Annotated in this window: 21 protein-coding genes; 6 read left to right on the top strand and 15 right to left on the bottom strand. The window is 72.7% G+C overall.

What is annotated here, in order from left to right:
• Nucleotides 1-44: 44 nt before the first annotated feature.
• Complete coding sequence (locus LIU39_RS06250; RefSeq protein WP_264482463.1) at nucleotides 45-698, bottom strand: TetR family transcriptional regulator; 654 nt, start codon at nucleotides 696-698, stop codon at nucleotides 45-47.
• A 170-nt stretch (nucleotides 699-868) separates the two neighbouring features.
• Between LIU39_RS06250 and LIU39_RS06255 the strand changes: the two genes are divergently transcribed.
• Nucleotides 869-3,397, top strand: coding sequence for a beta-glucosidase family protein (locus LIU39_RS06255; protein ID WP_227045513.1), 2,529 nt, complete (start codon nucleotides 869-871; stop codon nucleotides 3,395-3,397).
• A gap of 58 nt (nucleotides 3,398-3,455) precedes the next feature.
• Here LIU39_RS06255 and LIU39_RS06260 read toward each other — a convergent pair whose 3' ends face one another.
• Nucleotides 3,456-4,160: a DUF4097 family beta strand repeat-containing protein gene (locus LIU39_RS06260; protein WP_227045515.1), complete on the bottom strand. Its 705-nt coding sequence runs from the start codon at nucleotides 4,158-4,160 to the stop codon at nucleotides 3,456-3,458.
• A gap of 138 nt (nucleotides 4,161-4,298) precedes the next feature.
• Nucleotides 4,299-5,222 carry an SGNH/GDSL hydrolase family protein gene (locus LIU39_RS06265; protein WP_227045517.1) on the bottom strand — a complete coding sequence of 308 codons (924 nt, stop codon included), beginning with the start codon at nucleotides 5,220-5,222 and terminating at the stop codon, nucleotides 4,299-4,301.
• A 325-nt stretch (nucleotides 5,223-5,547) separates the two neighbouring features.
• On the opposite strand from LIU39_RS06265, the gene LIU39_RS06270 reads away from it, so the two are divergent.
• Together LIU39_RS06270 and LIU39_RS06275 are read left to right on the top strand one after the other, a co-directional pair.
• Nucleotides 5,548-6,042 carry a DUF3145 domain-containing protein gene (locus LIU39_RS06270; protein ID WP_227045519.1) on the top strand — a complete coding sequence of 165 codons (495 nt, stop codon included), beginning with the start codon at nucleotides 5,548-5,550 and terminating at the stop codon, nucleotides 6,040-6,042.
• A 58-nt stretch (nucleotides 6,043-6,100) separates the two neighbouring features.
• A complete protein-coding gene (locus LIU39_RS06275; protein ID WP_227045521.1) occupies nucleotides 6,101-6,976 on the top strand; it encodes an NAD(P)-dependent oxidoreductase in 876 nt (291 codons plus the stop codon).
• Between the two features lie 78 nt (nucleotides 6,977-7,054).
• Here the strand turns inward: LIU39_RS06275 and LIU39_RS06280 are convergent, their stop codons facing one another.
• The 5 genes from LIU39_RS06280 to LIU39_RS06300 all read right to left on the bottom strand — a co-directional run bounded on the left by LIU39_RS06280 (nucleotide 7,055) and on the right by LIU39_RS06300 (nucleotide 12,035).
• Nucleotides 7,055-8,320 carry a beta-ketoacyl-[acyl-carrier-protein] synthase family protein gene (locus tag LIU39_RS06280; protein ID WP_227045523.1) on the bottom strand — a complete coding sequence of 422 codons (1,266 nt, stop codon included), beginning with the start codon at nucleotides 8,318-8,320 and terminating at the stop codon, nucleotides 7,055-7,057.
• Between the two features lie 75 nt (nucleotides 8,321-8,395).
• Complete coding sequence (locus LIU39_RS06285; protein ID WP_227045525.1) at nucleotides 8,396-8,644, bottom strand: acyl carrier protein; 249 nt, start codon at nucleotides 8,642-8,644, stop codon at nucleotides 8,396-8,398.
• 102 nt (nucleotides 8,645-8,746) lie between these two features.
• Nucleotides 8,747-9,793: a ketoacyl-ACP synthase III gene (locus tag LIU39_RS06290; protein ID WP_227045527.1), complete on the bottom strand. Its 1,047-nt coding sequence runs from the start codon at nucleotides 9,791-9,793 to the stop codon at nucleotides 8,747-8,749.
• A 14-nt stretch (nucleotides 9,794-9,807) separates the two neighbouring features.
• On the bottom strand, nucleotides 9,808-10,761 hold the full coding sequence (locus tag LIU39_RS06295; protein WP_227045529.1) for an ACP S-malonyltransferase: 954 nt from the start codon (nucleotides 10,759-10,761) through the stop codon (nucleotides 9,808-9,810).
• Nucleotides 10,762-10,850: 89 nt separating this feature from the next.
• Nucleotides 10,851-12,035: a PucR family transcriptional regulator gene (locus tag LIU39_RS06300; protein WP_227045531.1), complete on the bottom strand. Its 1,185-nt coding sequence runs from the start codon at nucleotides 12,033-12,035 to the stop codon at nucleotides 10,851-10,853.
• 57 nt (nucleotides 12,036-12,092) lie between these two features.
• Between LIU39_RS06300 and LIU39_RS06305 the strand changes: the two genes are divergently transcribed.
• A complete protein-coding gene (locus tag LIU39_RS06305; RefSeq protein ID WP_227045533.1) occupies nucleotides 12,093-12,764 on the top strand; it encodes a pirin family protein in 672 nt (223 codons plus the stop codon).
• Nucleotides 12,765-12,818: 54 nt separating this feature from the next.
• On the opposite strand, the gene LIU39_RS06310 is transcribed toward LIU39_RS06305, so the two are convergent.
• Entirely contained in the window at nucleotides 12,819-13,649 is an 831-nt protein-coding gene (locus LIU39_RS06310) for a serine hydrolase domain-containing protein (RefSeq protein ID WP_227045535.1), read from the bottom strand.
• 173 nt (nucleotides 13,650-13,822) lie between these two features.
• Here LIU39_RS06310 and LIU39_RS06315 point away from each other — a divergent pair, with 173 nt between their 5' ends.
• The gene (locus tag LIU39_RS06315) at nucleotides 13,823-14,311 is read left to right on the top strand and encodes a MerR family transcriptional regulator (RefSeq protein WP_227045538.1); all 489 of its coding nucleotides are present in this window, start codon (nucleotides 13,823-13,825) and stop codon (nucleotides 14,309-14,311) included.
• A gap of 5 nt (nucleotides 14,312-14,316) precedes the next feature.
• The gene (locus LIU39_RS06320; protein WP_227045540.1) at nucleotides 14,317-15,336 is read left to right on the top strand and encodes an aldo/keto reductase; all 1,020 of its coding nucleotides are present in this window, start codon (nucleotides 14,317-14,319) and stop codon (nucleotides 15,334-15,336) included.
• Between the two features lie 67 nt (nucleotides 15,337-15,403).
• On the opposite strand, the gene LIU39_RS06325 is transcribed toward LIU39_RS06320, so the two are convergent.
• From LIU39_RS06325 to LIU39_RS06350, 6 genes are all read right to left on the bottom strand, one after another.
• Nucleotides 15,404-16,630, bottom strand: a complete 1,227-nt coding sequence (locus LIU39_RS06325) for an acyltransferase family protein (protein ID WP_227045541.1) — start codon at nucleotides 16,628-16,630, stop codon at nucleotides 15,404-15,406.
• A gap of 59 nt (nucleotides 16,631-16,689) precedes the next feature.
• Nucleotides 16,690-17,853 carry an alpha/beta hydrolase gene (locus LIU39_RS06330; protein WP_227045543.1) on the bottom strand — a complete coding sequence of 388 codons (1,164 nt, stop codon included), beginning with the start codon at nucleotides 17,851-17,853 and terminating at the stop codon, nucleotides 16,690-16,692.
• A 160-nt stretch (nucleotides 17,854-18,013) separates the two neighbouring features.
• Entirely contained in the window at nucleotides 18,014-18,694 is a 681-nt protein-coding gene (locus LIU39_RS06335; RefSeq protein ID WP_227045545.1) for a response regulator, read from the bottom strand.
• A complete protein-coding gene (locus LIU39_RS06340; protein WP_227045547.1) occupies nucleotides 18,691-20,061 on the bottom strand; it encodes a sensor histidine kinase in 1,371 nt (456 codons plus the stop codon). Before LIU39_RS06340 ends, LIU39_RS06335 begins: the two co-directional genes overlap by 4 nt.
• Nucleotides 20,062-20,174: 113 nt before the next feature.
• Nucleotides 20,175-21,053, bottom strand: coding sequence for a DUF4429 domain-containing protein (locus LIU39_RS06345; protein ID WP_227045548.1), 879 nt, complete (start codon nucleotides 21,051-21,053; stop codon nucleotides 20,175-20,177).
• A 147-nt stretch (nucleotides 21,054-21,200) separates the two neighbouring features.
• Nucleotides 21,201-22,418, bottom strand: coding sequence for an alpha/beta hydrolase (locus tag LIU39_RS06350; protein WP_227045550.1), 1,218 nt, complete (start codon nucleotides 22,416-22,418; stop codon nucleotides 21,201-21,203).
• Nucleotides 22,419-22,429: the final 11 nt, after the last annotated feature.

Raw genomic sequence — 22,429 nt, forward strand, 5'->3', positions numbered from 1 at the left:
GTGGGGGCGCCGGGACGGTAGGGGCCCGGGTGCCCAGACGCCGGTCACCCACCGGACGGGGCGGCGGCTCCGCCCGCCCCGAGGAGGGCCAGGAAGTCCCGGAAGGACGCGGGCATGTCGACCTGTTCCGGATCGAGCAGCCACTGGAGCTGCAACCCGTCCATCACGGCCACCAGCAGCGTCGCCGCCTGCTCCGGGGTGAGGCCGGCCGGCAGCCGGTCGCCGAACTCGGCGCGCAGCGCGGCGGCCATGGACTCCCGTACGGCCCGGAAGCGGGACTCGAAGAAGCCGCGGGCCGGATGGTCCTCGGTGACGCTGTCGGCGGACAGGACCGTGTACGTCTGCACGATGCCGGGCCGGGTGGCGTTGTAGTCGACGAGCTGCGCGAGGGCCTGCGTGCGCCAGGGGCCGGTGTTGGCCGCCGCGGACGCCGCATCCCAGCGGTCCCGCGCCTCCAGGACGCCGACCAGCAGCAGTTCCTTGGTGGGGAAGTGGTGCAGCAGGCCCTGCTGGGTGAGCCCGGCACGCTCGGCGACCGCCGCCAAGGAGGTGCGCCGGTAGCCGCGTTCGGCGATCAGCTCCATCGCGGACTGGAGGATCGCCCCGCGCCGTTCGGCCCGCTGCGCCTCGCGCCCGCCGCCCCGCCGCCTACCCGGCCGGTCCCCGCGCGGCGCGCCCTCGTCCCGTGCAGCAGTCATCGGCCGAGGGTAACTCCCGTACCGCTGCCGGAAGTCAGGCCGCACCGCCGCTCTGCCCGTGTGCGCCTCACCTCTGCGGGTAACGAATGGGTGACGACACCTACCGGGTACACGGTGACCGCATCAGAATGCAGGCCACCACGTGCCCGACCCGTCCCAGGGAGCGATGCATGACCGACCACGACCGGCAGTCCGACGCGCAGTCCGCCCACGGCCGGGACGCCGTCCATCGCGCCGCGGTCGAGACGGCCCTCGCCGCGCTCGACCTCGACACGAAGGCCCGGCTGCTGTCCGGCCAGGACGCGTGGACGCTGCCCGCGGTCCCGGAGATCGGGTTGGCGTCGCTGGTCATGTCGGACGGCCCGGTCGGGGTACGGGGACGGGAGTGGAGCGCGGCCGACCCCTCGGTCGCGCTGCCCAGCCCGACGGCGCTGGCCGCCACCTGGAACCCGCAACTGGCCCGCACGGCAGGCCATCTGCTCGCCCAGGAGGCCCGCCGCAAGGGCGTGCACGTCCTGCTCGCGCCGACCGTCAACCTGCACCGCTCGCCCCTGGGCGGCCGCCACTTCGAGAGCTATTCGGAGGACCCGCACCTGACCGGCGTGATCGGTGCCGGGTACGTCCGCGGGGTCCAGGAAGGCGGCGTCGGCACGACCGTCAAGCACTTCGTGGGCAACGACGCCGAAACCGACCGGCTCACCGTCGACAACCGCATCGCCCCGCGCCCACTGCACGAGCTGTACCTCGCCCCCTTCGAGCACATCGTCGAAAACGCCCGCCCCTGGGGCATCATGACCGCCTACAACCAGGTCAACGGCGCGACGATGACCGAGCACCACCACCTCGTCAACGAAGTCCTGCGCGGCAGCTGGGGATTCGACGGCGTCAACGTCTCCGACTGGACCGCGGCCCGCGACACGGTCCGTGCGCTGAACGGCGGCCTGGACGTGGCCATGCCGGGGCCGCGCACGGTCTTCGGCGACCGGCTGGCCGCCGCCGTGCGGGCCGGCGAGGTGGCGGAATCCGCGGTCGACGCGGCGGTCCGCAGGGTGCTGCTGCTGGCGGCCCGTACGGGATGCCTGGAAGGGGTGCCGGCCGCCGTCGACCCGGCGCGGGTGCCGCAGGGCATCGACGGCCGCGCGGTGGCCCGCGAGATCGCCCGCAGCTCCTTCGTCCTGTTGCGCAACGAGCCGGTGGCAGGCGGCCGCCCGGTGCTGCCCGCCGACCCCGCCGCCGTCCGCACGGTTGCCGTCATCGGCGCCGCCGCCCGGGACGCCCGGGTACTCGGCGGCGGCTCGGCGACCGTCTTCCCCGAGGCCGTCGTCTCGCCCCTGGAGGGCCTGCGCGCCGCCCTGCCCGAAGGCGTCCAGGTCACCTACGCCGTCGGCGCCGAGCCCCGCAGCCGCGTCCCGCACGCCCGTACGGGCTTCGCCCTGCGCGCCCGCTACCTCACCGCCGACGGCCGGACGCTCGCCGAGACGCCGCAGTCCGACGGCAAGGTGCAGGTGATCGGCAGCTACCCCGAGGGAGTCGGCCGCGCCGAGCTGGCGGCCGTCGAGCTGACCGGCACGTTCACTCCGCAGGTCTCGGGCCGGCACACCCTCGCGGTCTCCGGGACCGGCACGCTGCGGCTGACCGTGGCCGGCCAGGTCCGCTTCGACGCGCACTGCGCGCCCGAGGGCAGCGACCCGTTCGAGGCGTTCATGCACCCCGTCGAGCAGCGGGTGGAGGTGCCGCTCACGGCCGGTGAACAGGTGGACGTCACGCTGCGGTTCGTGCCCCGGAGCCTGGGCCTCGGCGACGACATGGACGCGCTGAACTTCTCCCTGGGGCACGCCGAACCGCAGTCGGCGCCGGACGCCGGGATCGAGGAGGCGGTCCGCGCGGCGGCCGGAGCCGATCTCGTGGTGGTGGTCGTGGCCACCACCGAAGAGGTCGAGTCCGAGGGCTTCGACCGCGCCGACCTGCGGCTGCCCGGCCGCCAGGACGAGCTGGTCGCCCGCGTCGCGGCGGCCAACCCGCGCACCGTCGTGGTCGTCAACTCCGGCTCCCCGGTGGAGCTTCCGTGGCGCGCGCAGGTGCCCGCCGTGCTGCTGAGCTGGTTCCCCGGCCAGGAGGCCGGCGCCGCGCTGGCCGACGTCCTGTTCGGCGCCGCCGAGCCCGGCGGCCGGCTCCCCACCACCTGGCCCGCCCGCCTGGAGGACGCCCCGGTCACCCGCGTCACCCCTGATGAGGATGGCCGACTCGACTACTCCGAGGGCCTGTTCATCGGCTACCGGGCCTGGGACCGGACCAACGCCGCCCCGGCGTACCCCTTCGGCCACGGCCTCGGCTACACCGACTGGGAGTACGAATCGCTGGACACCACCCCGGACTCGGTACGGGTCAGGCTGCGCAATACCGGGGGACGGGCCGGGCGCGAGGTCGTCCAGATCTATCTGGCGCCCGCCGCCGGATCGGCCGACGCCGTGCCGTCCGGCCGGGAGGCGGCCCGGCCGGTCCGGTGGCTGGCCGGATTCGCGGCCGTGCAGGCAGCGCCGGGCGAGAGCGTCGAGGCCGAAATCGTCCTGCCCCGGCAGATGTTCGAGATCTGGGACGAGACCTCCGGCGCCCGCCGCCTCGTCAGGGGCGACTACACCGTCGAGGCGGCGCACAGCGTGGCCGACCGCAGGCTGACGGCGAGGATCACCGTAGGCTAGGTCGTGTCGTCAGGACCTGGCGAGCAGCGGGCCCCGGACCGCCCCGGGGCCCGCTGCCTCAAGAGGCCGGCACCACCGACACATTGCCCCCGCTGGTGTGCGCCGCCACCTTGTGCGCGGCGGACTCGTTCGTCGTCACGGACACCTTCCGGTCGCCGCCGCTGGTCGTGGCGTCCACCGCGTAGGTGCCCTTGGGCAGCCGGACCGTGACGTCGCCGCCGCTGCTGCCGGCCGATACGTCGTCGGGCACTGCGGTGAAGGCGGCGTCCACGGTGCCGCCGCTGGTCTTGACCTTCGCCTTCCTGGACGCACAGCCGGCAAGGGTGACGTCCCCGCCGCTGGTCTCCGCGTCGATCGCCCCGGACGTGCCGCTCACCTTGATGTCGCCGCCGCTGGTGCGCAGATCGACGGCGGCCTTGCGCGGCACCAGCACCTTGTAGTTCACCGTGCACCTCGCCCCCATGCCCTTGCACACCTTGGCGGTGAGGCCGAGCCGGCCGTCCTTGACGGTGTGCGTGGGATGCGGCTTGCTGCCGGTGTACTCGTACTTCTCCGTCACCTTGACCTGGCCGCCCTCGTCCAGCGGCACGATCTCGATCGTCCCGCCGGCGGTGTCCGCCGCCACCGAGGTGACCTCCCCGTCGACCGTGTACGTGCGCTCCGCCTTTTTGGACGGCCCCAGCGTGTCCATCGAGCAGCCGGCCGTCAGCACGGCCAACGCCGCGCAGGACAGGGCAAGATGGGACATACGAAGGTGGGCCATGGCGTGGAATCTCCCCGAAACAGACGTCAGAACGGTCTCCTCCATCCTTGAGCCACCCACCGGCGGACACGTCGCGCCACGGGATGACATTCAGGACCCGCCCCCTTAGGGGAGGCGCCGGTCCACCGCTCGACGGACCTACTCCTCCGGCGCCCGCCCGGTGATTGTCCGGAACGCCAGCGCGGCCAGCTCCTCCTGGCCGCGGGTGCCCGGGTGGAACCAGTCCCAGCTGCTCAGCTGCCGCTCGGTGAAGCGGTAGTCGAACACCGAACGGTCGAAGCGGCACAGCGCGTCCTCGGCGCAGACGTCCTTGAGCGCCTCGTTGTACGCCACCACGCGGTCGCGCACCTTCTCGCGCCGGCTGACCGCGGGCTCCGTCAGATTGTCCGGATCGTGCAGCATCGAGCCGCAGATCCCCAGCTGCCACACCTGCTTGCCGAGCGGGTTCTTCCGCCCCTCGGACCACAGCCGCAGCAGGTCGGGCACCGCGGCCACATACACCTGGGTCCGGGGCAGCGCCCGCCGCAGCTTCTTCATGGCGCGCGCGAAGTCGGCGCGGTAGGCGGCGGCCGACGTCATGGCGCGTACGTCGCTGCGGCAGGCGTCGTTGGCGCCGATCAGCACCGTCACCAGCTCGGGCCTGCGGGCCTTGGCCGCGTCCACCTGGTCCGGCAGATCGCTCATCAGGGCGCCGGTCCTGGCGTAGTTCCAGCTGTGCCGCGCGGGGTGTTCCAGGAGCCGCCGGGCGAGGCTGTCGACCTTGGGGGAGGTCCCGGTGGACCAGGAGACCTCGGGGCAGTCGGAGAGCACCGTGCAGGCGTCGAACCCGACGGTGATGGAGTCGCCGAGCGCGGCGATCGAGCCCGGGTCGGTGCGCCAGACCGGCGCCGGCTTCACGGACGGTGCGGTGACCTCCGGGCCGGGCCGCGCGGCGGCGGAGTTGCCGCCGTCGCTGCATCCGGCCAGGGAGAACAGCAGCGCGGCCGCCGTGACCACGGGCGTTGCCGACCGGAGTGCGGAGCGTGTAAGCCGGTGGCGGAACGGCCGTCCGATCTTCCTCATCCCCTGTCCCCTCCGGCGCCCGGGTGATATCTCTTCAGGTACCGACGGTACGTCACCCCCCGGCCGGTGCTGCGGGACAGCTCTGCTCTGTGCCGCGCCGGCGATGCCCCGAATGGGTACGTACGGTCGGCGCAAACGCATTCCATCCCGTCATTTCCTGTCCGTTTTACGGCAAATTGGGCCCAATGGTGTTTACTGTAGGTCACCTGGCATGCTGGTGCCGAAGTGATCACTGGGGCAGAATGTCAACAACTGTCCCGGCCGCAACCGGAACGGGCACGAGGCCGCTGGGGAAGGCGAACCTCGAACCGCACTGGAGGTCCCGGTGACGACACGTGGAGTTCTCTACGTCCACTCCGCACCGCGCGCGCTGTGCCCACACGTCGAATGGGCCGTCGCGGGCGTCCTCGGCGTACGCGTCAACCTCGACTGGATCCGCCAGCCGGCGTCCCCCGGCACCTGGAGAGCCGAATTCTCCTGGCAGGGCGCCGTCGGCACCGCCTCCAAGCTCGCCTCCGCACTGCGCGGCTGGCACCTGCTGCGCTTCGAGGTGACGGCCGAGCCCTGTGCCAAGGCCGAGGGCGAGCGCTACAGCTCCACCCCCGAACTCGGCATCTTCCACGCCGTCACCGGCATCCACGGCGACATCCTCATCCCCGAGGACCGGCTGCGCGCCGCCCTGGCCAGATCGGCCGACGGCGAGACGGAACTGGCCGCCGAGGTCTCCAAGCTGCTCGGCAAGCCCTGGGACGACGAACTGGAGCCGTTCCGGTACGCCGGCGAGGGCGCCCCGGTGCGCTGGCTCCACCAGGTCGTCTGACGCCCGGCGCGCCACCGCCTGCCGACTTCGAGTGCACTCGACGCTCTAGTTTGTGTGCATGGCTGACAACATCTCGGTTGCGGTGCTCGGCACCGGCATCATGGGCACGGCGATGGCCCGCAATCTCGCCGCCGCAGGACTCGACGTGCGCGCCTGGAACCGCACCCGCGCGAAGGCCGAACCGCTGGCCGCCGACGGTATCCGCGTCGTCGACGGCCCGGAACAGGCGGTGGACGGCGCGGACGTCGTGCTCACCATGCTGCTCGACGGTCCTGCCGTCCTCGACGCACTGCGGCAGGCCGCGCCCACGCTGACCCCGGGCACCCTGTGGCTCCAGATGAGCACCACGGGCATCGAGGAGGTCACGCCGCTGGCCGACTTCGCCCGCGAGCACGGCCTGCGGTTCGTCGACGCGCCGGTGCTCGGCACCAAAGCGCCCGCGGAGAAGGGCGAGTTGACGATTCTGGCGGCCGGGCCCCAGGACGTCAGGGAGCGGGCGGCCGTGGTCTTCGACGTCATCGGGCGGGCCACCCAGTGGGTCGGTGAGGACGGCGCGAACGGCGCCGGCAGCCGGCTCAAACTCGTCGCCAACAGCTGGGTGCTGACGCTCGTCAGCGGCGCGGGGGAAGCGCTCGCGCTCGCCGAAGGGCTCGGCGTCGAGCCGCGTGACTTCCTGGCCGCGGTCGCCGACGGCCCGCTCGACGTGCCCTACCTGCGGATGAAGGCGGAGCTGATCCTGTCAGGCGCGTACCCGGCGAGCTTCACGGTGTCCACGGCGCGCAAGGACGCTCGGCTGATCTCCGAAGCCGCCGAAGCGGCCGGGGTGCGCATGGACCTGGCGGCAGCGGCGGCCGAGCGGTTCCGCCGGGCGGAGGAGCAGGGGCACGGCGACGAGGACGGCGCCGCCGCCTACCACGCCAGCTTCGGCGGCTGAACGTCTGCGCTGATGACGCGAGGGCCCGCCCGGTCGGCGATGCGACCGGGCGGGCCCTCGTACGTCAGCGGGCCGGGATCAGATCGTGCGGAACGCCAGCACGACGTTGTGGCCGCCGAAGCCGAACGAGTCGTTCAGCGCGGCGATGCGGCCCTCGGCGGGCAGCTTGCGGGCCTCGCCCTGGATGACGTCCACGTCGATCTCGGGGTCGAGGTTCTCGATGTTGATCGTCGGCGGTGCCACGCGGTGGTACACCGACAGGATCGACGCCACCGACTCGATGCCGCCCGCGCCGCCCAGGAGGTGGCCGGTCATGGACTTGGTGCTGGCCACGGCGATGTGGTCGGTGTCGTCGCCGAAGACCTTGCGGAGCGCCTTCAGTTCGGCGAGGTCGCCCTGCGGGGTCGACGTGGCGTGCGCGTTGACGTGCACGATCTCCGCCGGGTCCAGGTCGCTGTTGTCCAGCAGGTTCCGCAGTGCCTGCGCGATGCCGTTGCCGGACGGCTCGGGCTGCACGATGTCGTGGCTGTCGGCGGAGATGCCCTGGCCGACGGCCTCGGCATAGACCCTGGCGCCGCGCTTGGCCGCGTGCTCGGCCGACTCCAGGACGATCACGCCGGCGCCCTCACCGAGGACGAAGCCGTTGCGCGCGGTGTCGAAGGGGCGGGAAGCACCCTGCGGGTCGTCGTTGGACTTCGACATCGCCATCATGTTGCCGAAGGCGGCGATCGGCAGCGGGTGGATGGCCGCTTCCGTACCGCCGGCGACGACGATGTCCGCACGGCCGGTGCGGATCATCTCGATGGCGTAGCCGATGGCCTCGGAGCCGGAGGCGCAGGCGCTGACCGGGGTGTGCACACCCGCGCGGGCGTTCACGTCCAGGCCGACGTTGGCGGACGGGCCGTTGGGCATCAGCATGGGCACGGTGTGCGGGGAGACGCGGCGAACGCCCTTCTCCTTGAGCACGTCGTACTGGCCGAGCAGGGTCGTCACGCCGCCGATGCCGGAGGCGATGACGGTGCCGAGACGGTCGGGGTCGACGGAGGTGTCCTCGCCCGCCTTGGCGGTGAAACCGGCGTCCGCCCAGGCCTCGCGGGCCGCGATCAGCGCGAACTGCGCCGAGCGGTCCAGCTTGCGGGCCTGGGGCTTGGCGATGACCTCGGTCGGGTCGACGGCCGCACGGGCGGCGATGCGGACCGGCAGCTCGGCCGCCCAGTCCTCGTCGAGGCTGCTCACACCGGACCGGCCGGCGAGCAGGGCTTCCCAGGTCGAAGCGCTGTCGCCACCCAGCGGTGTGGTTGCGCCGATACCGGTGACGACCACGGTGCGATTGGTCGCGTTCACAGGAATTCTTACTCCACGGGTAGAGGGGTCTGAATACGGCGCCACCGCGGGGTGGCGACATGCGCAGGAGCTGGATCAGCTCTGGTGCTTGAGGATGTACTCGGTCGCGTCGCCGACGGTCTTGAGGTTCTTGACGTCCTCGTCCGGGATCTTCACGTCGAAGCGCTCTTCGGCGGCAACGACGACCTCGACCATGGACAGCGAGTCGACATCGAGGTCGTCGGTGAAGGACTTGTCCACCTTGACGTCCTCGGTGGGGATCCCGGCGATCTCGTTCACGATCTCGGCGAGACCGGCGACGATCTCTTCCTGAGTGGCGGCCATGATGGCGCTCCTTGGTGCTCTAGAGGAAAAACTGCGTGATGTGGTGAAGCTCTGTACAGCATCCGGCACATCCGACGACGGACGGCGCTGCGTAGATCTTGCCTAGGGGAGGGTAACGACCGTCGCGGCGTACACGAGACCCGCCCCGAAGCCGATGACCAGCGCGGTGTCGCCGCTCTTGGCCTGTCCGGTCGCCAACAGCCGCTCCATGGCGAGCGGAATGGAGGCGGCCGAGGTGTTGCCGGTGGTCTCCACGTCACGTGCGACCGTGACGCTTTCCGGCAGCTTCAGGGTCTTCACCATCGAGTCGATGATCCGCATGTTGGCCTGGTGCGGAATGAAGACGTCCAGGTCGTCCGGGCTGACTCCGGCTGCGTCCAGCGCCTGCTGGGCGACCTTCGCCATCTCGAACACCGCCCACCGGAAGACCGCCTGGCCCTCCTGCGTGATGGCGGGGTAGCGGATCTCCTCCGGGGCGGTGCGCTCATCCGGGCCGTTGCCACCGGGCAACGGCGACGTACGATACGCGTCCCACGCGATGGTCTGCTTGATCGTTTCGGCTTTGTCGCCCTCCGAACCCCACACGGTCGGGCCGATCGCGGGCTCCTTGCCGGGGCCGACGATCACCGCGCCCGCGCCGTCACCGAACAGGAAGGCCGTCGCACGGTCCTCCAGGTCGGTCAGGTCCGAAAGCCGCTCGACGCCGATGACCAGGACGTATTCGGCCGATCCATCGGTGACCATGCCCTTGGCCAGGGTCAGGCCGTAGCCGAAGCCCGCGCAGCCGGCGGAGATGTCGAAGGCGGCGGGCCGGCCCGCGCCGATGCGGTGCGCGATCTCCGTCGCGATGGCCGGGGTCTGCTTGAAGTGCGAGACGGTGGACACGACCACGGCGCCGATCTGCTCGGGCGTGATCCCGGCGTCGGCGATGGCCTTGCCGGACGCCTCGACCGACATGACGGCGACCGTCTCATCGGGGCCCGCCCAGTGCCGGGTGGCGATGCCCGAGCGCGAGCGGATCCACTCGTCGGACGAGTCGATGTGCTTGAGGATCTCCTCGTTCGGCACCACACGGGTCGGACGGTAGCCGCCGACGCCCATGATCCGCGCGTACGGGGCGCCCTTCGCAGGCTTGATCTTCGAGGTCATGCGCTTCGGGCTCCTTATTCGGCCGACGGGGCGGCGGGAGAGCGGTGCTCGGCGATCAGCGTGCGGGCCGTGTCGAGGTCGTCGGGGGTCTTGAGGGCGAGGGTCTGCACACCGGGCAGGGCGCGCTTGGCCAGGCCCACGAGAGTGCCGCCCGGGGCCGCCTCGATGATCGCGGTGACGCCGAGCGCCTTGAACGTCTCCATGCACAGGTCCCAGCGCACCGGGTTGGCCACCTGGCCCACCAGCCGCTGCACCAGATCCTGGCCCGAGCCGACGACCTGGCCGTCCCTGTTCGAGACGTAGCGGGTGTGCGGGTCCGCGACCGTCAGCTCGGCGACCGCGGTCTCCAGCGCCGTCACGGCGGGCGCCATGTGGCGGGTGTGGAACGCGCCGGCCACCTTCAGCGGGACGACCCGGCGGGTGCCCTCCGGCTTGCTCTCGACCAGGGCGGCGATCTGCTCTGCGGTGCCGGCCGCGACGATCTGGCCCGCGCCGTTCACGTTCGCCGCGGTCAGGCCCAGCCGCTCCAGGTGCGGCACCACGACGGCTTCGTCGCCGCCCAGCAGCGCCGCCATGCCGGTCTCGGTGACGGCCGCGGCCTCGGCCATCGCCTGCCCGCGCCTGCGGACCAGCGTCATGGCGGCGGTTTCGGTCAGCGTGCCGGTCCAGGCGGCGGCGGCCAGTTCGCCGACGCTGTGCCCGGCGGCCGCGCCGACGCGGGCGGTGAACTCATCGGGCGTGGCGAACAGCTGCCCGGAGGAGACCAGGGCGGACGCCACCAGCAGCGGCTGTGCCACCGCGGTGTCGCGGATCTCGTCCGCGTCGGCCTTCGTGCCGTAGTGGACCAGGTCCAGGTCGATGGCGGCCGACCACTCACGGAGCCGGTCTTCGACACCGGGGAGGTCGAGCCAGGGGGTCAGGAAGCCGGGCGTCTGAGCGCCTTGGCCGGGAGCGACGAGTACGAGCACCCTCACACTCTCTCTTGTGGGAGGTCCCGCCCGCCCGTGGGGACAGGGACGAAGAACCATCGGGGGAATTGTTGGTGTTCGACAAAAGTCTAGGGCTGGGCCTCACCGTCAGCCAGGCGCCCCAGGATCAACGCGATACGCAGGGTGAATGCCGAGCGCACGTCGGAAGGTGACCAGCCGGTGACGTCGGTCACACGTCGTAGCCGATAGCGCACGGTGTTGGGATGCACGAACAGCATCCGCGCCGCGCCCTCCAGGCTGCTGGCCTGCTCCAGATAGACGCTCAGCGTTTCCAGGAGCGCCGAACCCGCCTCCTCCAGAGGTCTGTAGATCTCCTCCACCAGCTGGTCGCGCGCCACCGGGTCCGACGCCATCGCGCGCTCGGGCAGCAGATCGTCGGCGAGCACCGGGCGTGGCGCGTCCGGCCAGGCGGCGCAGGCCCGCAGCCCGGCCGCGGCGGCCTGCGCGGACCGGGTCGCGGCCAGCAGGTCGGAGACCACAGGGCCTGCCACCACCGGGCCCGCGGCGTACGGGCCGATCAGCGCCTTCGCGGCCTTGAGCGGATTGTCCGAGCCGCCGGCGATCACCACCAGGCGGGTGCCCAGGACACCGGTCAGGACCTGGAGCTTGGCGTGCCGCGAGGCCCGCCGGATCGCCTCGACGGTCAGTTCGCTGTCGCCGTCGGGAGCGGTGCCCAGGACCACGCAGACATGTTCGGGGGAGTTCCAGCCCAGGGCCGCGGCCCGGGAGACCGCGCCCTCGTCGGCCTCCCCGGACAGCACCGCGTTGACCACCAGGGATTCCAGCCGGGCGTCCCAGGCGCCGCGGGCCTCGGCGGCCTGGGCGTAGACCTGGGCGGTGGCGAAGGCGATCTCGCGGGCGTAGACCAGCAGTGCCTCGCGGAGCACCGACTCGTCGCCGGGCGCCGCGACTTCGTCGATCGCGGACTCCATGACCTCGATGGTCGTCCGCACCATCTCCACGGTCTGGCGCAGCGTGATCGCCCGGGTCAGCTCGCGCGGCGCGGTGCCGAAGACGTCGGTGCTGATGGCCTGCGGCGTCTCGGGATGCCGGAACCACTCCGTGAAGGCGGCGATGCCCGCCTGTGCCACCAGGCCGATCCAGGAGCGGTTCTCCGGTGGCATTGCGCGGTACCACGGCAGCTGCGCGTCCATGCGGGCAATGGCGGCGGCCGCCAGCTTGCCGGACGACTTCTCCAGCCGGCGAAGGGTCGCCTGGTGCGGATGAGGGGCGCGCGATGCGGGTTCAGACACGGGACAAGACTGCCTTATCGGGGCGGGGAGGTGGAGCGGCGGGGCTACGGTGGCTCCATGATTCAGGTGCGCAGAGGCGAGGAACGCTACCGTGGCGGCGATCCGGATGCCGGGATCGAGACGCTGCACGCCTTCTCGTTCGGAACCCACTTCGACCCCGAAAACCTCCGCTTCGGCGCGCTGATCGCGTGCAACGAGGAGCGGCTGGCCCCGGGCGCGGGCTTCGACGAACACCCGCACCGCGAGACGGAGATCGTCACCTGGGTCGTCGAGGGCGAGCTGACCCACCGTGACTCCGCAGGACACGCGACGACCGTACGGCCAGGCGACCTCCAGCGGCTCAGCGCGGCCGGCGGCGTACGGCACGTGGAGCGCAACGACGCCGGCCGGCCCCTGCGGTTCGTGCAGATGTGGCTGGCGCCCGTCGAGTTCGGCGGGGAGCCGGAGTACGAAGTGGTGCGCGGGATCGCCGACGGGACGCCGTACGCGCTGCCGCGGGCCGGCGCGATGCTGCACGTGCGGCGGCTCGCGGCCGGTGAGCGCACCGCGGTGCCGGACGGGGCGCGGGTGCAGGTACAGGTGGTGCGCGGCGCGTTGGTGCTGGGCGAGGAGCGGCTGGCGGCCGGGGACGAGGCGCGGATCACCGACGCCGACGGCCTCCACCTCGCGGCCCCGGAGGCCGCCGAGTGCCTCATCTGGGAGATGGGGCCGGAGGCTTCGTACGTCTGAGGGCCGTCCGGTCCTTCCCTTCCTGCCCGTATGCGCCGGGCCGTTGGGCCCGTCCTACGCCCGGCGCAGTTCGGCGAGCACCGCGTCGGTCAGCGGCGGCCAGGCGGCGACCGCCCAGGGGCCGAACGCCCGGTCGGTCAGCGCGATGCACGCGGCGCCGGCGCCGTCGGCTGCCTCCGGGTCCACCCACAGGAACGTGCCGGACTGGCCGAAGTGCCCGAAGGTGCGCGGGGACGACGAACTGCCCGTCCAGTGCGGCGACTTGCCGTCACGGATCTCGAAGCCCAGGCCCCAGTCGTTGGGCTTTTGGTGGCCGTAGCCGGGCAGGACGCCCGTGACGCCGGGGAAGACCACCGCCGTCGCCTCGGCCAGGGTCTGCGCGGCCAGCAGCCGCGGCGCCTGGAGTTCGGCAGCGAAGGAGGCCAGGTCGGCGACGGTGGAGATGCCGTCCTTGGCGGGCGAACCGGCCAGCTCCGTCGCCGTCATCCCCAGCGGCTCCAGCACCGCCTCGTGCAGATACTGCGGGAAGGGGATGCCGGTGGCCTCGGCGATGTGGGCGCCCAGTGCCTCGAAGCCGGCGTTGGAGTAGATCCGGCGGGTGCCCGGCGCGGCCATCGCGCGCGGCTCGTCGAAGGCGAGGCCCGAGGTGTGCGCGAGGAGATGACGGACCGTGGCGCCTTCGGGACCGGCCGCATCGTCCAGCTCGACCGCGCCCTCCTCGACCGCCAGCAGCGCGGCGTACGCGGCCAGCGGCTTGGTGACGGAGGCGAGCGGGAAGCGGCGGTCCAAGGGGCCGTACGATCCGGCCACGCCGCCGTCGGCTCGTACGACGGCGGCCGCAGCGTGGGGCACCGGCCAGGTCTCGATCATCCGCAGGCTCTGCATGGGTCGAGCCTAACGCCGGGCTTCCAGGGCGCTGCCGCGGAGTCCGGTCCGGCGTGCGGACCTGCCCCGGGCCCCAAATCCCGGTCAAGTCCGGCCTTGCTTGGAGTGCACTCGAAGCCTCTAGCGTTGACCACGTCGAGAGGGATCGACCGCCGACACAGGGGAGACGCGGCATGACGGTGACGCAGAGCGAGCCGGTGACCGGCCAGGGGGATGCGGCCGGTGGCCTGCGGGGGAACGGACGCGGTTGTGTGACGGCCGGGCCGCATCCCCTGCCGGCCGGCAGGGACCAGTACACGATCAGCGAGGTGTCCGGGATCACCGGGCTCAGCGCGCACACCCTGCGCTGGTACGAGCGGATCGGGCTGATGCCGCACGTCGACCGTACGCACACCGGGCAGCGCCGGTTCACCAACCGCGACCTGGACTGGCTGAGCCTGGTCGGCAAGCTGCGGCTGACCGGAATGCCGGTCGCCGACATGGTCCGCTACGCCGAGCTGGTCAGGGCGGGCGAGAGCACCTTCAGCGAACGCGAGCGGCTGCTGACCGCGCACCGCGAGGACGTGCGGCGGCGCATCGCGGAGCTTGAGGGCACGCTCACCGTGCTCGACTGCAAGATCGATATCTATGCCGATGCCCGTCGGGCGTCCGAAAGGTTCTGAGGTTCATGGGTAACGAAAAGATCGAGACGGTCGAACTGGGCACCGGCGGCCCGCGGGTCGGCGTGCAGGGCCTGGGCTGCATGGGCATGAGCTTCGCCTACGGGCCCACCGACGACCCCGACGAGGCACGGGCGACGCTGGAGCGGGCCCTGGAACTGGGCGTGACGCTCTACGACACCGCCGACGCGTACGGCGACGGCGCCAACGAGGAGTTCATCGCGCCGTTCGTCCGGGCACACCGCGACGAGGTCGTGCTGGCCACCAAGTTCGCGCTGTCCTTCGATCCGGCCGACCCGCAGCGGCGCATCATCCACAACGACGCCCCCTACATCCGCCGGGCCGTCGAAGGCAGCCTGCGGCGGCTGGGCGTGGACGTCATCGACCTCTACTACATGCACCGGCGCGACGTGCGCGTCCCCATCGAGGAGACGGTCGGGGTGATGGCCGAACTCGTCGCCGAGGGGAAGGTCAAGCACCTCGGGCTCAGCGAGGTGACCGCCGGTGAACTGCGCGCGGCGCAGGCCGTGCACCCGATCGCGGCGCTGCAGTCGGAGTGGTCGCTGTTCAGCCGCGACGTCGAGGACGGTGTGGTGGCGGCCGCCGCCGAACTGGGTGTCGGCTTCGTCCCGTACTCCCCGCTCGGCCGCGGCTTCCTGGCCGGCTCGTTCGTCAGCGCCGACAAGGAGCTGGACAGCGGCGACTTCCGCCGGCAGCAGCCGAGGTTCACCGGCGACAACGCCGCGGCCAACGCCGCGCTGCTGGAGCCGGTCCGTGCCGTCGCCGCCGCGCACGGCGCGAGTGCCGGTCAGATCGCCCTGGCCTGGGTGCAGCAGCAGGCGGCCGTCCACGGTCTTGCCGTGGTGCCGATCCCGGGCACCCGCAAGCGCACCCGGGTCGAGGAGAACGCCGCCGCCACCCGCATCCGGCTGACCGACGAGGAGTTGGCGCGGCTGGCGCCGATCGCCGGGAAGGTCGCGGGGGCGCGGTACGCGGACATGTCCTTCACCTCCGCCGGGCGGGAGTAGCCGGCACCGGCACCCGGCGGCGCGCGGGCCGGGCTTCTTCCCGGCCCCGCGCCGAGCGGCACCCGCCCTACGCCAGCCGCAGCGCGAAAACGGCGAACCCGGCGGCCAGCACCGCCGCCAGGGTGCGGCCGGTGCCGGCAACGCCGCTCCACGGCGCTTCGAAGCGGCGGGTGGCACGGCTGATGGCGACCAGGACGACGGCGAAGACCGGCAGCCAGGCCAGCCGGGCGAGCAGCCATCCCCACGAGTCGGGGGCGAGCGTCAGGCCGGGTATGCCGCCCAGATACGAGGCCGGTACGGCCAGGCCGAGCAGCGCAGTCTGGTGCCAGCACAGGATCGTCATGGCCGACAGGTTGATCATCACGACCGGCGCCCACAGTGCGGGCCGCCGCAGCAGCCGGGCGAGCCGGTCGCGCAGCAGGACCGCGGCACCGGACTGGGCCGCCGCCAGCGCCACCACGAGCAGCGACGGCGGATGGGAATTCGTCCGCGCCTGGCCGGGCACCCCGACCATGCTCGCCGGGTAGTCGAAGCCCAGCAGCAGCACGGCGAACAGGGCGGTGCCGCCGGCCAGCAGCGTCCACGCGGCGGCCCGCCCGAGTCTCTTCTCGCCCCAGCAGACGCCCAGTTGGTAGGCGAACAGCCAACCGGGCAGCAGGTTGAGCAGACTCAGCCAGGACGGCATCGCCGCGTCGAAGGGTCCGTAGCGCAGGAAGTCGACGACGGCGACGGAGAGCAGCAGCGGGGCGGCGGTCCAGGCGCCCCAACGGCGGGCCGCGCGCAGGCAGTACGGGGTGAGCGCGGTGACCACTGCGTAGACGCCGACGAACCACAGCGGCTGGATGACCAGCGTCGCCCCGGTGTGCAGGGTCGCCTCCGGCACCCCCAGGAGGGACAGCACCGTGATCAGTGCGGCACAGACGGCCGCGACGCCGAGTACCGGGCGGCCCAGCCGGGCCAGTCGGGTGCCGAGCCAGGCGCCGGGTGACGTCCCGTGTCCGGTGGCCCGGCGGAAGGAGAGCACCGACGCGTAGCCGCCGACGAGGAAGAAGATGCCGAGCATCTGGAGCACCCAACTCGCCGGTGCCAGGCCGCCGATGGCGGTCAGCGGGCTGGCGTTGTGCAGCGCGCCGTCCGCGTCGCGGGTGAAGCCGCCGAGCAGCCAGTGGCCGGTGGGCACGGAGAGCAGAGCCAGGGCGCGCAGCCCATCGATGGCGCGGTCGCGGTGTGCGGGGGTCCGCGCGTCGATGGTGCGGGCGGTGCGTCTGAGAGGGGCGAGCAGGGCGAGGGCCATGAGAGGTCCTTGAGGTCGGAGGAGGCGCGGCGGGGCGGCGGGAGCGCGGGCGGCCGGGCTCAGGAGACGTCGGCGTAGCGGCCCAGCGCGATGGCGGCGAAGTGGTGCAGCGAGTCCGTACCGGGAGCCAGATAGCCGGTGTGCCCTTCGGCTCGTATGGCGGAGACCCGGCGGGCGCCGAAGGCGGGGTCGGTGGGGTCCTCCCCGTGCCCCAGGCCCAGCAGTTCGACGTTCGGGACGTTGCCGATCCAGTCGGTTGTGTCCCGGGCCGCCCACACCCGGGCGCCGGTGTGCAGCGCGGCGGCCGATGCGGTGCGCATCCCGGGGGAGCCGAAGACGACCAGGTCGCGCAGGGTGCGGCCGAGGTGCGGCGCGGCGAGGCCGCAGACCACCGAGCCGTAGCTGTGGCACAGCAGCGCGGGCGCGGGTATCCGGTCCGCGGCGAGCCCGGACAGGAAACGGGCCAGCCGGGGCGCGCCGGCCTCCGCGAGCCGCCCGGTGGCGGCGTCGGGCCCCAGGCCGACCGGTGTGGTGTAGCCGGCCCAGGCGATCACCGCGCTACGGGTGCCGGGGGCGTCGGCCACCATCCGCCCGCGCAGCGCCCGCGCCATCCCGGTCGGCGTGCCGTACGGGTCCTTCGCTCGGTCGAAGGTGGCCAGGTCGATGTCCGAACCGGGGACGACGACGGCGGTGCGCCGGGCCGCCGTCAGGTCACCGTGCACCTCGGCGATCTGGCCCCTGCCGCGCGGGTCGAAGGCGAGGATCTGCCGGCCGGGTGCGAGCAGACCGGCGCAGCGGGCGGCGGCCTTCCGCGCCGCCTGATGGTCCTGGAGAGTGCCGGCCGGGTCGCTCGCGCGGGCCAGTTGCCGGTCCCGTTCCGCCGCCAGCGCACGGGAGTTGGCCTCGTATCTGAGGGCGACGGGCGCGCCGTCGAGATTGCCGACGGTCAGCGGGTGCCGGGCGGCGAGTGCGTGACGCTGGGCGTCGGTCAGCGTGGCGAAGAAGCGGGCGACGCGGGCGGGCCGTGCGGTCGCGGGGTCCGGCAGCCGGACGCCGAGGGAGTGGTCGGCGCGCCAGGCGGCGGCGCCCGGCGCGGGTCCGGTGACCGCTGTCTGTGCGGAGCCGGCCGCCCAGCCGCCGGTGCCGGCGGCGATCGTCACCGCGCACACGGCGGCGATGAGCGTGCGCTTGCCGCGCCGGGTGGCGGCTCGCAGCAGGGACATGGACGTCTCCCTCTTCCGTTGGTGGCGGAGGGAAACGTAGAAAGACGACGGGTGATGCGGCGTCACACCGCGGGGCCAACTCCGGGGTGATACCGGAGTAGGGGGTGCGCGCCCCGCTGGTCCTCAGGAGGGAGGACGGCAGGAGGAGGCCGCCCCGCGGTCAGCGCTCGCCGGGCGAGACCAGCCCCGACTCGTACGCGAAGATGACCGCCTGCGCCCGGTCCCGCAGCGCCAACTTGGCCAGGATGCGCCCGATATGGGTCTTCACCGTCTGCTCGGCGAGCACCAGCGCATCGGCGATCTCCTGGTTCGACAGGCCGCGGGCGATCAGCTCAAGTACCTCCGTCTCGCGCGGGGTGAGGCCGTTGAGCCGCAGCGCGCTGCTCTCCTTGCGGGGGGCCGGCCGCTGCCGGGCGAAGTCGGCGATCAGCCGACGGGTCACCGACGGCGCGAGCAGCGCCTCGCCGGCCGCGACGATCCGGACCGCCGATATGAGGTCGGCCGGCGGCGCGTCCTTGAGCAGAAAGCCGGAAGCGCCCGCCCGCAGCGCCTCGTAGACGTAATCGTCGACGTCGAACGTGGTCAGCATCAGCACCTTCGGACGGTGGCTGACACCTTGTGGCGGATCCAGCAGCCGCCTGGCCGCCTCCAGGCCGTCCATCTCCGGCATCCGGACGTCCATCAGCACCACGTCCGGATGCGTCCTGCGGCTCAGTTCGACACCCTGCGCGCCGTCCGGCGCGTCCCCCACCACGTCGATGTCGCTCTGCGCGGCGAGCAGGGCGGCGAACCCCGCCCGCACCATGGCCTGGTCATCGACGATGATCACTCGTGTGGTCATGCGAAGTAGTAATCCTTCACGATCAACTGCGGCGGCATGATGGGGAGTTGGGCAATCACATGGAATCCGCCGCCGGGCAGCGGCCCGGTTCTGAGCGAACCGCCCAGCAGGCGCACCCGCTCCCGCATGCCGACCAGGCCGTGCCCGGTGCCGGAGGTCTCCAACGGCTCGGACGGCGCGGGCGGCAGACTGTTGGCGACGTAAACGGTCAGCGTCGCGCCGCTGTCCGCCTGCATCACCATCACCCGGGTCCGCGCGCCCGGAGCGTGTCGCACGACGTTCGCCAGCGCCTCCTGCACGATCCGGTACGCCGACAGATCCACTGCGGGCTCCAGCGCGACGGGCTCGTCCGGCAGCGTCAACTCGACCGGCACACCGGCCCGTACGGTGCCCTCGACCAGCTTGGGCAGCTCGTCGAGGCCCGGCTGCGGGGCCTTCTCGGGACCGCCGTCCCGCTCCGTGTCCGCGCTGCGCAGCTCCCCCAGAAGGCGGCGCATCTCGGCCAGCGATTCGCGCGCGGTCGCCGCGATGGTGGCGAACTCCTCCTGCGCCGCTTCGGGAATCCCGTCGATGCGGTACGGGGCGCTGTCGGCCTGGACCGTGATCACCGACATGTGGTGGGCGACGACGTCGTGCAGCTCCCGGGCGATGCGGGCGCGCTCCTCCAGCAGGGTGCGCTGGGCGCGCTCCGCCTCACTGATGGTCTCCTGCTCGATCAGCTTCCGCCGGGTGTCGCCGCGCTCCCGCAGCGTCGCGCCGACCAGCAGCACCACACCGCTCAGCACGAACATCAGCACCCAGCTGCCGTCACTGTTCCCCGGGGCGACCACTTCGAAGGCGATGCTGAGCGCCCCGGTCGTCAGCCAGACGGCGAACAGCGTGCGGCGGCGCTCGCGCAGCGACAGCGCCAGCATCAGCGCGAGATAACCGACGATCACCGTGGCCGGCCACGGCCAGAGACGCTCGCAGGCCGTGGGCAGCGAGGCCAGCACCGCCGCGCACACGGCGTCGGCGGCGAAGATCACCCACCACGCCTGGAGCGGCCGGGTCACCGCCAGCAGCAGCGGGACGGTCTGCGCGATTGCCAGCCCGCCGGCCAGGCCGCCGTCCATGCCGTAGTCGTTGCTGAGTACGCGCACGGTCGTCGGCAGCAGCGAGACCGCGAAGACGAAGGCGACGACGTACGGCAGCCGGCGCAGCCAGACGCTGCGGACGTCGTCGAACAGCGGCGTACCGGGGCCCGCCGGGGTGCCGAGGTTGTCGGCGAGGACGCGCATCGCCTGGCGTACGGCGCGCTCCGCCCGCGCCCGCGCGGACTCGCGGGGCGTGCCGCGGCCGGGCTCTGGTGTCTGGGGATCGTGGCTCATCGCCTGGTCAATGTAAGCGGACCGCGGCCACCGGGGCGTCATACCGAGGGCTGGGGCAGCACCCCGTACCACGGTATGACCCGGGGCCTGCCGTGCGGGACGTCACGCCCGGCCTACAGCTCGGCCAGCAGCTCGGCCTTCTTCGCGCTGAACTCGCCATCGGTCACCAGACCGGCCGTGTGCAGCTCCCCGAGCTGCCGTATCCGGTCGGCGATGTCGGCCGGATCCCGCCGGGTGTCGCCGGCCCTGCACGCCGGTTCGCGGGCGGGGGTGTCCTGCCCGGAATCCGCGGCGCGCACCGCCTGGAGCACCGCGGCGGCGAACGGCAGTGACTCGTGGACCGGGCCGTAGCCGAGCCCGAAGACCACCGCCGCCGGATCCTGGTCCGCCTCGCCGGGACGCGCCTCGCGCGCCCCGCGCTCCAGCAGCCGCAGATGGCCGGTGACGACTTCCGGCGAGCGCCACTCCACGCCGGCCAGCTCGCCGACGGCGAAGGTCTGGTCGCCGCGCTTCCACTTCGCGGACGAGGCGCCCGTCCAGAACCAGCGGAACGCGACCGTGCTGCCGTCGAAGGACGCCTTGCCGTCGTACGCCTTGAAGGTCAGCGGCGGATCCGGCGCCGCGACCAGATGGCGGTCGGCCGGCTCCGCGGCGTCCGGGACCAGCGCGGCGCGCAGCGCGTCGGCGAAGTCCCCGGCCGACGCCTCGCGTTCGGCGGGCAGCACCAGGCGGTACGGATCGGAGTCCTCCTTGAGCTGTCCGGCCGCCGCCTCCATCAGAGGATCGGCGCCGGGACGCGGCACGGCATGCAGGACCACCGTGCCGCGCCTGCCCTCGGACAGCTCGACAGATCTCAGCGCCTCGTACGGAATGCGTCGCTCGCCGAGCGCCTGGAACAGCTTCGGCCTGCGGATCCCCCGTTCGAAGCGGATGAGCACGGAGTCCGTTTCGAACTCCCAGACGGCGTGAAAACCGGCCAGCACATCACCCATGCGGCTCATCGTAAGCGGCGGTTGCCCGCCCGTCCCCCTTCCGTGCACCGTGTGCCGTGTGCGGTCGGCGGCTCCCGGCCACCGGCTCGCGTCCCGTGGCGCGGGGCGCGCGGGACGCCGGGGCGCGCCGCCCACCCGGCAGCTGCATCAGGCGAGGCCGGCGCTGCAGTCGCTGTCGTCGGACGCGCAGGCCACGTCGGTGAGCGCGCCGACACCGACCAGCGCGAAGTTGCGCAGGCTCTCCGTCCCGGGGGTGAAGTAGCCCGCGTGCCCGACGGCGCCTTCGGCCGACAGGACCCGGCTGCCGAACGACGGGTCGACCGGATCGGCGCCGTGGCCGAGCCCGCCGACCTCCATGTACGGCACGTCCTGGATCCAGTCGTCGGCGTCCCGCATCGCCCAGACCCGGGCACGGGTGCCCAGGGCCGCCCTGCTCTCGGTGCGCATCCCGGGGCTGCCCGCCACCGCGATGTCCCCGACGTTGGACGGCAGGTCGTGCGCGGCCAGGCCGCACACCACGGAGCCGTAGCTGTGGCAGAACAGCGAGACGGAGTCGGCGGACGGCAGCGACCGTGTCAGGGACTGGAGCCGGACGGCGCCGGCCGCCGCGAGCTGGCCGGTGGCGGCCTCCACCCCGAGACCTGCGGGCGCGGTGTAGTCGGCCCAGGCGATCACGGCCGTACGGGCGCCGGGCCGGGCGTCGCGTTCGGCCGCGTAGAGCGACTTGGCCATGCCCACCGGGGCGATGGTCGGCTGCGCGGTGCGCTCGAAGTTCGTCAGGTTGGTGTCCACACCGGGGACGACGACCGAGACCCGGCGGGCCTCGGTGAGGTTGCCGAAGACCTCGGCGGCCCGCCCGCCGCCCGCCGGGTCGAAGGCCAGGATCTGGCGGCCCTTGGCCATCATCGAATCGAAGCGGCTCATCAGGCGGTCGGCGGTCTGGCGGCCGACGGGCGTGAGGCGGTGGTCGGACGCGCGTTCCCGTTCCACGGCGCGGGCCTGGTCCAGGGCCGTCCTGTTGGCGCGGTAGCGCAGCTGTACGGGCGCGCCGTCCATGTTGCCGACGACCAGTGGGTACCGGTCGGCGAGCTGCTGGCGTCCGGTGCCGTCGAGCGACGCGAAGAACGCCCGCAGCTTGGCCGGGGTGCCGTCGGGGTCGGGCAGCGGGTGCCCGCGGAAGGCGGCGTGCCGCCAGCTCGCCTTGGCGGTGGCGAGAGGGTCGGCGTCGTCCTGGTGGTTGCCTCTGATGGCCGTCCATCCGGTAATGGCCAGCATCACGAACACCACCACCAGGGCGAGTGCCGCACGCCAGGCGGTGGACTGCAGAAAACCGAAGGAGGGGCCGAGCCCAGAGAAAGAATTCACCGCGGGCCACC

Origin of the sequence: Streptomyces pinistramenti (assembly GCF_020564935.1) — a bacterium.
Taxonomy (GTDB): domain Bacteria; phylum Actinomycetota; class Actinomycetes; order Streptomycetales; family Streptomycetaceae; genus Streptomyces; species Streptomyces pinistramenti.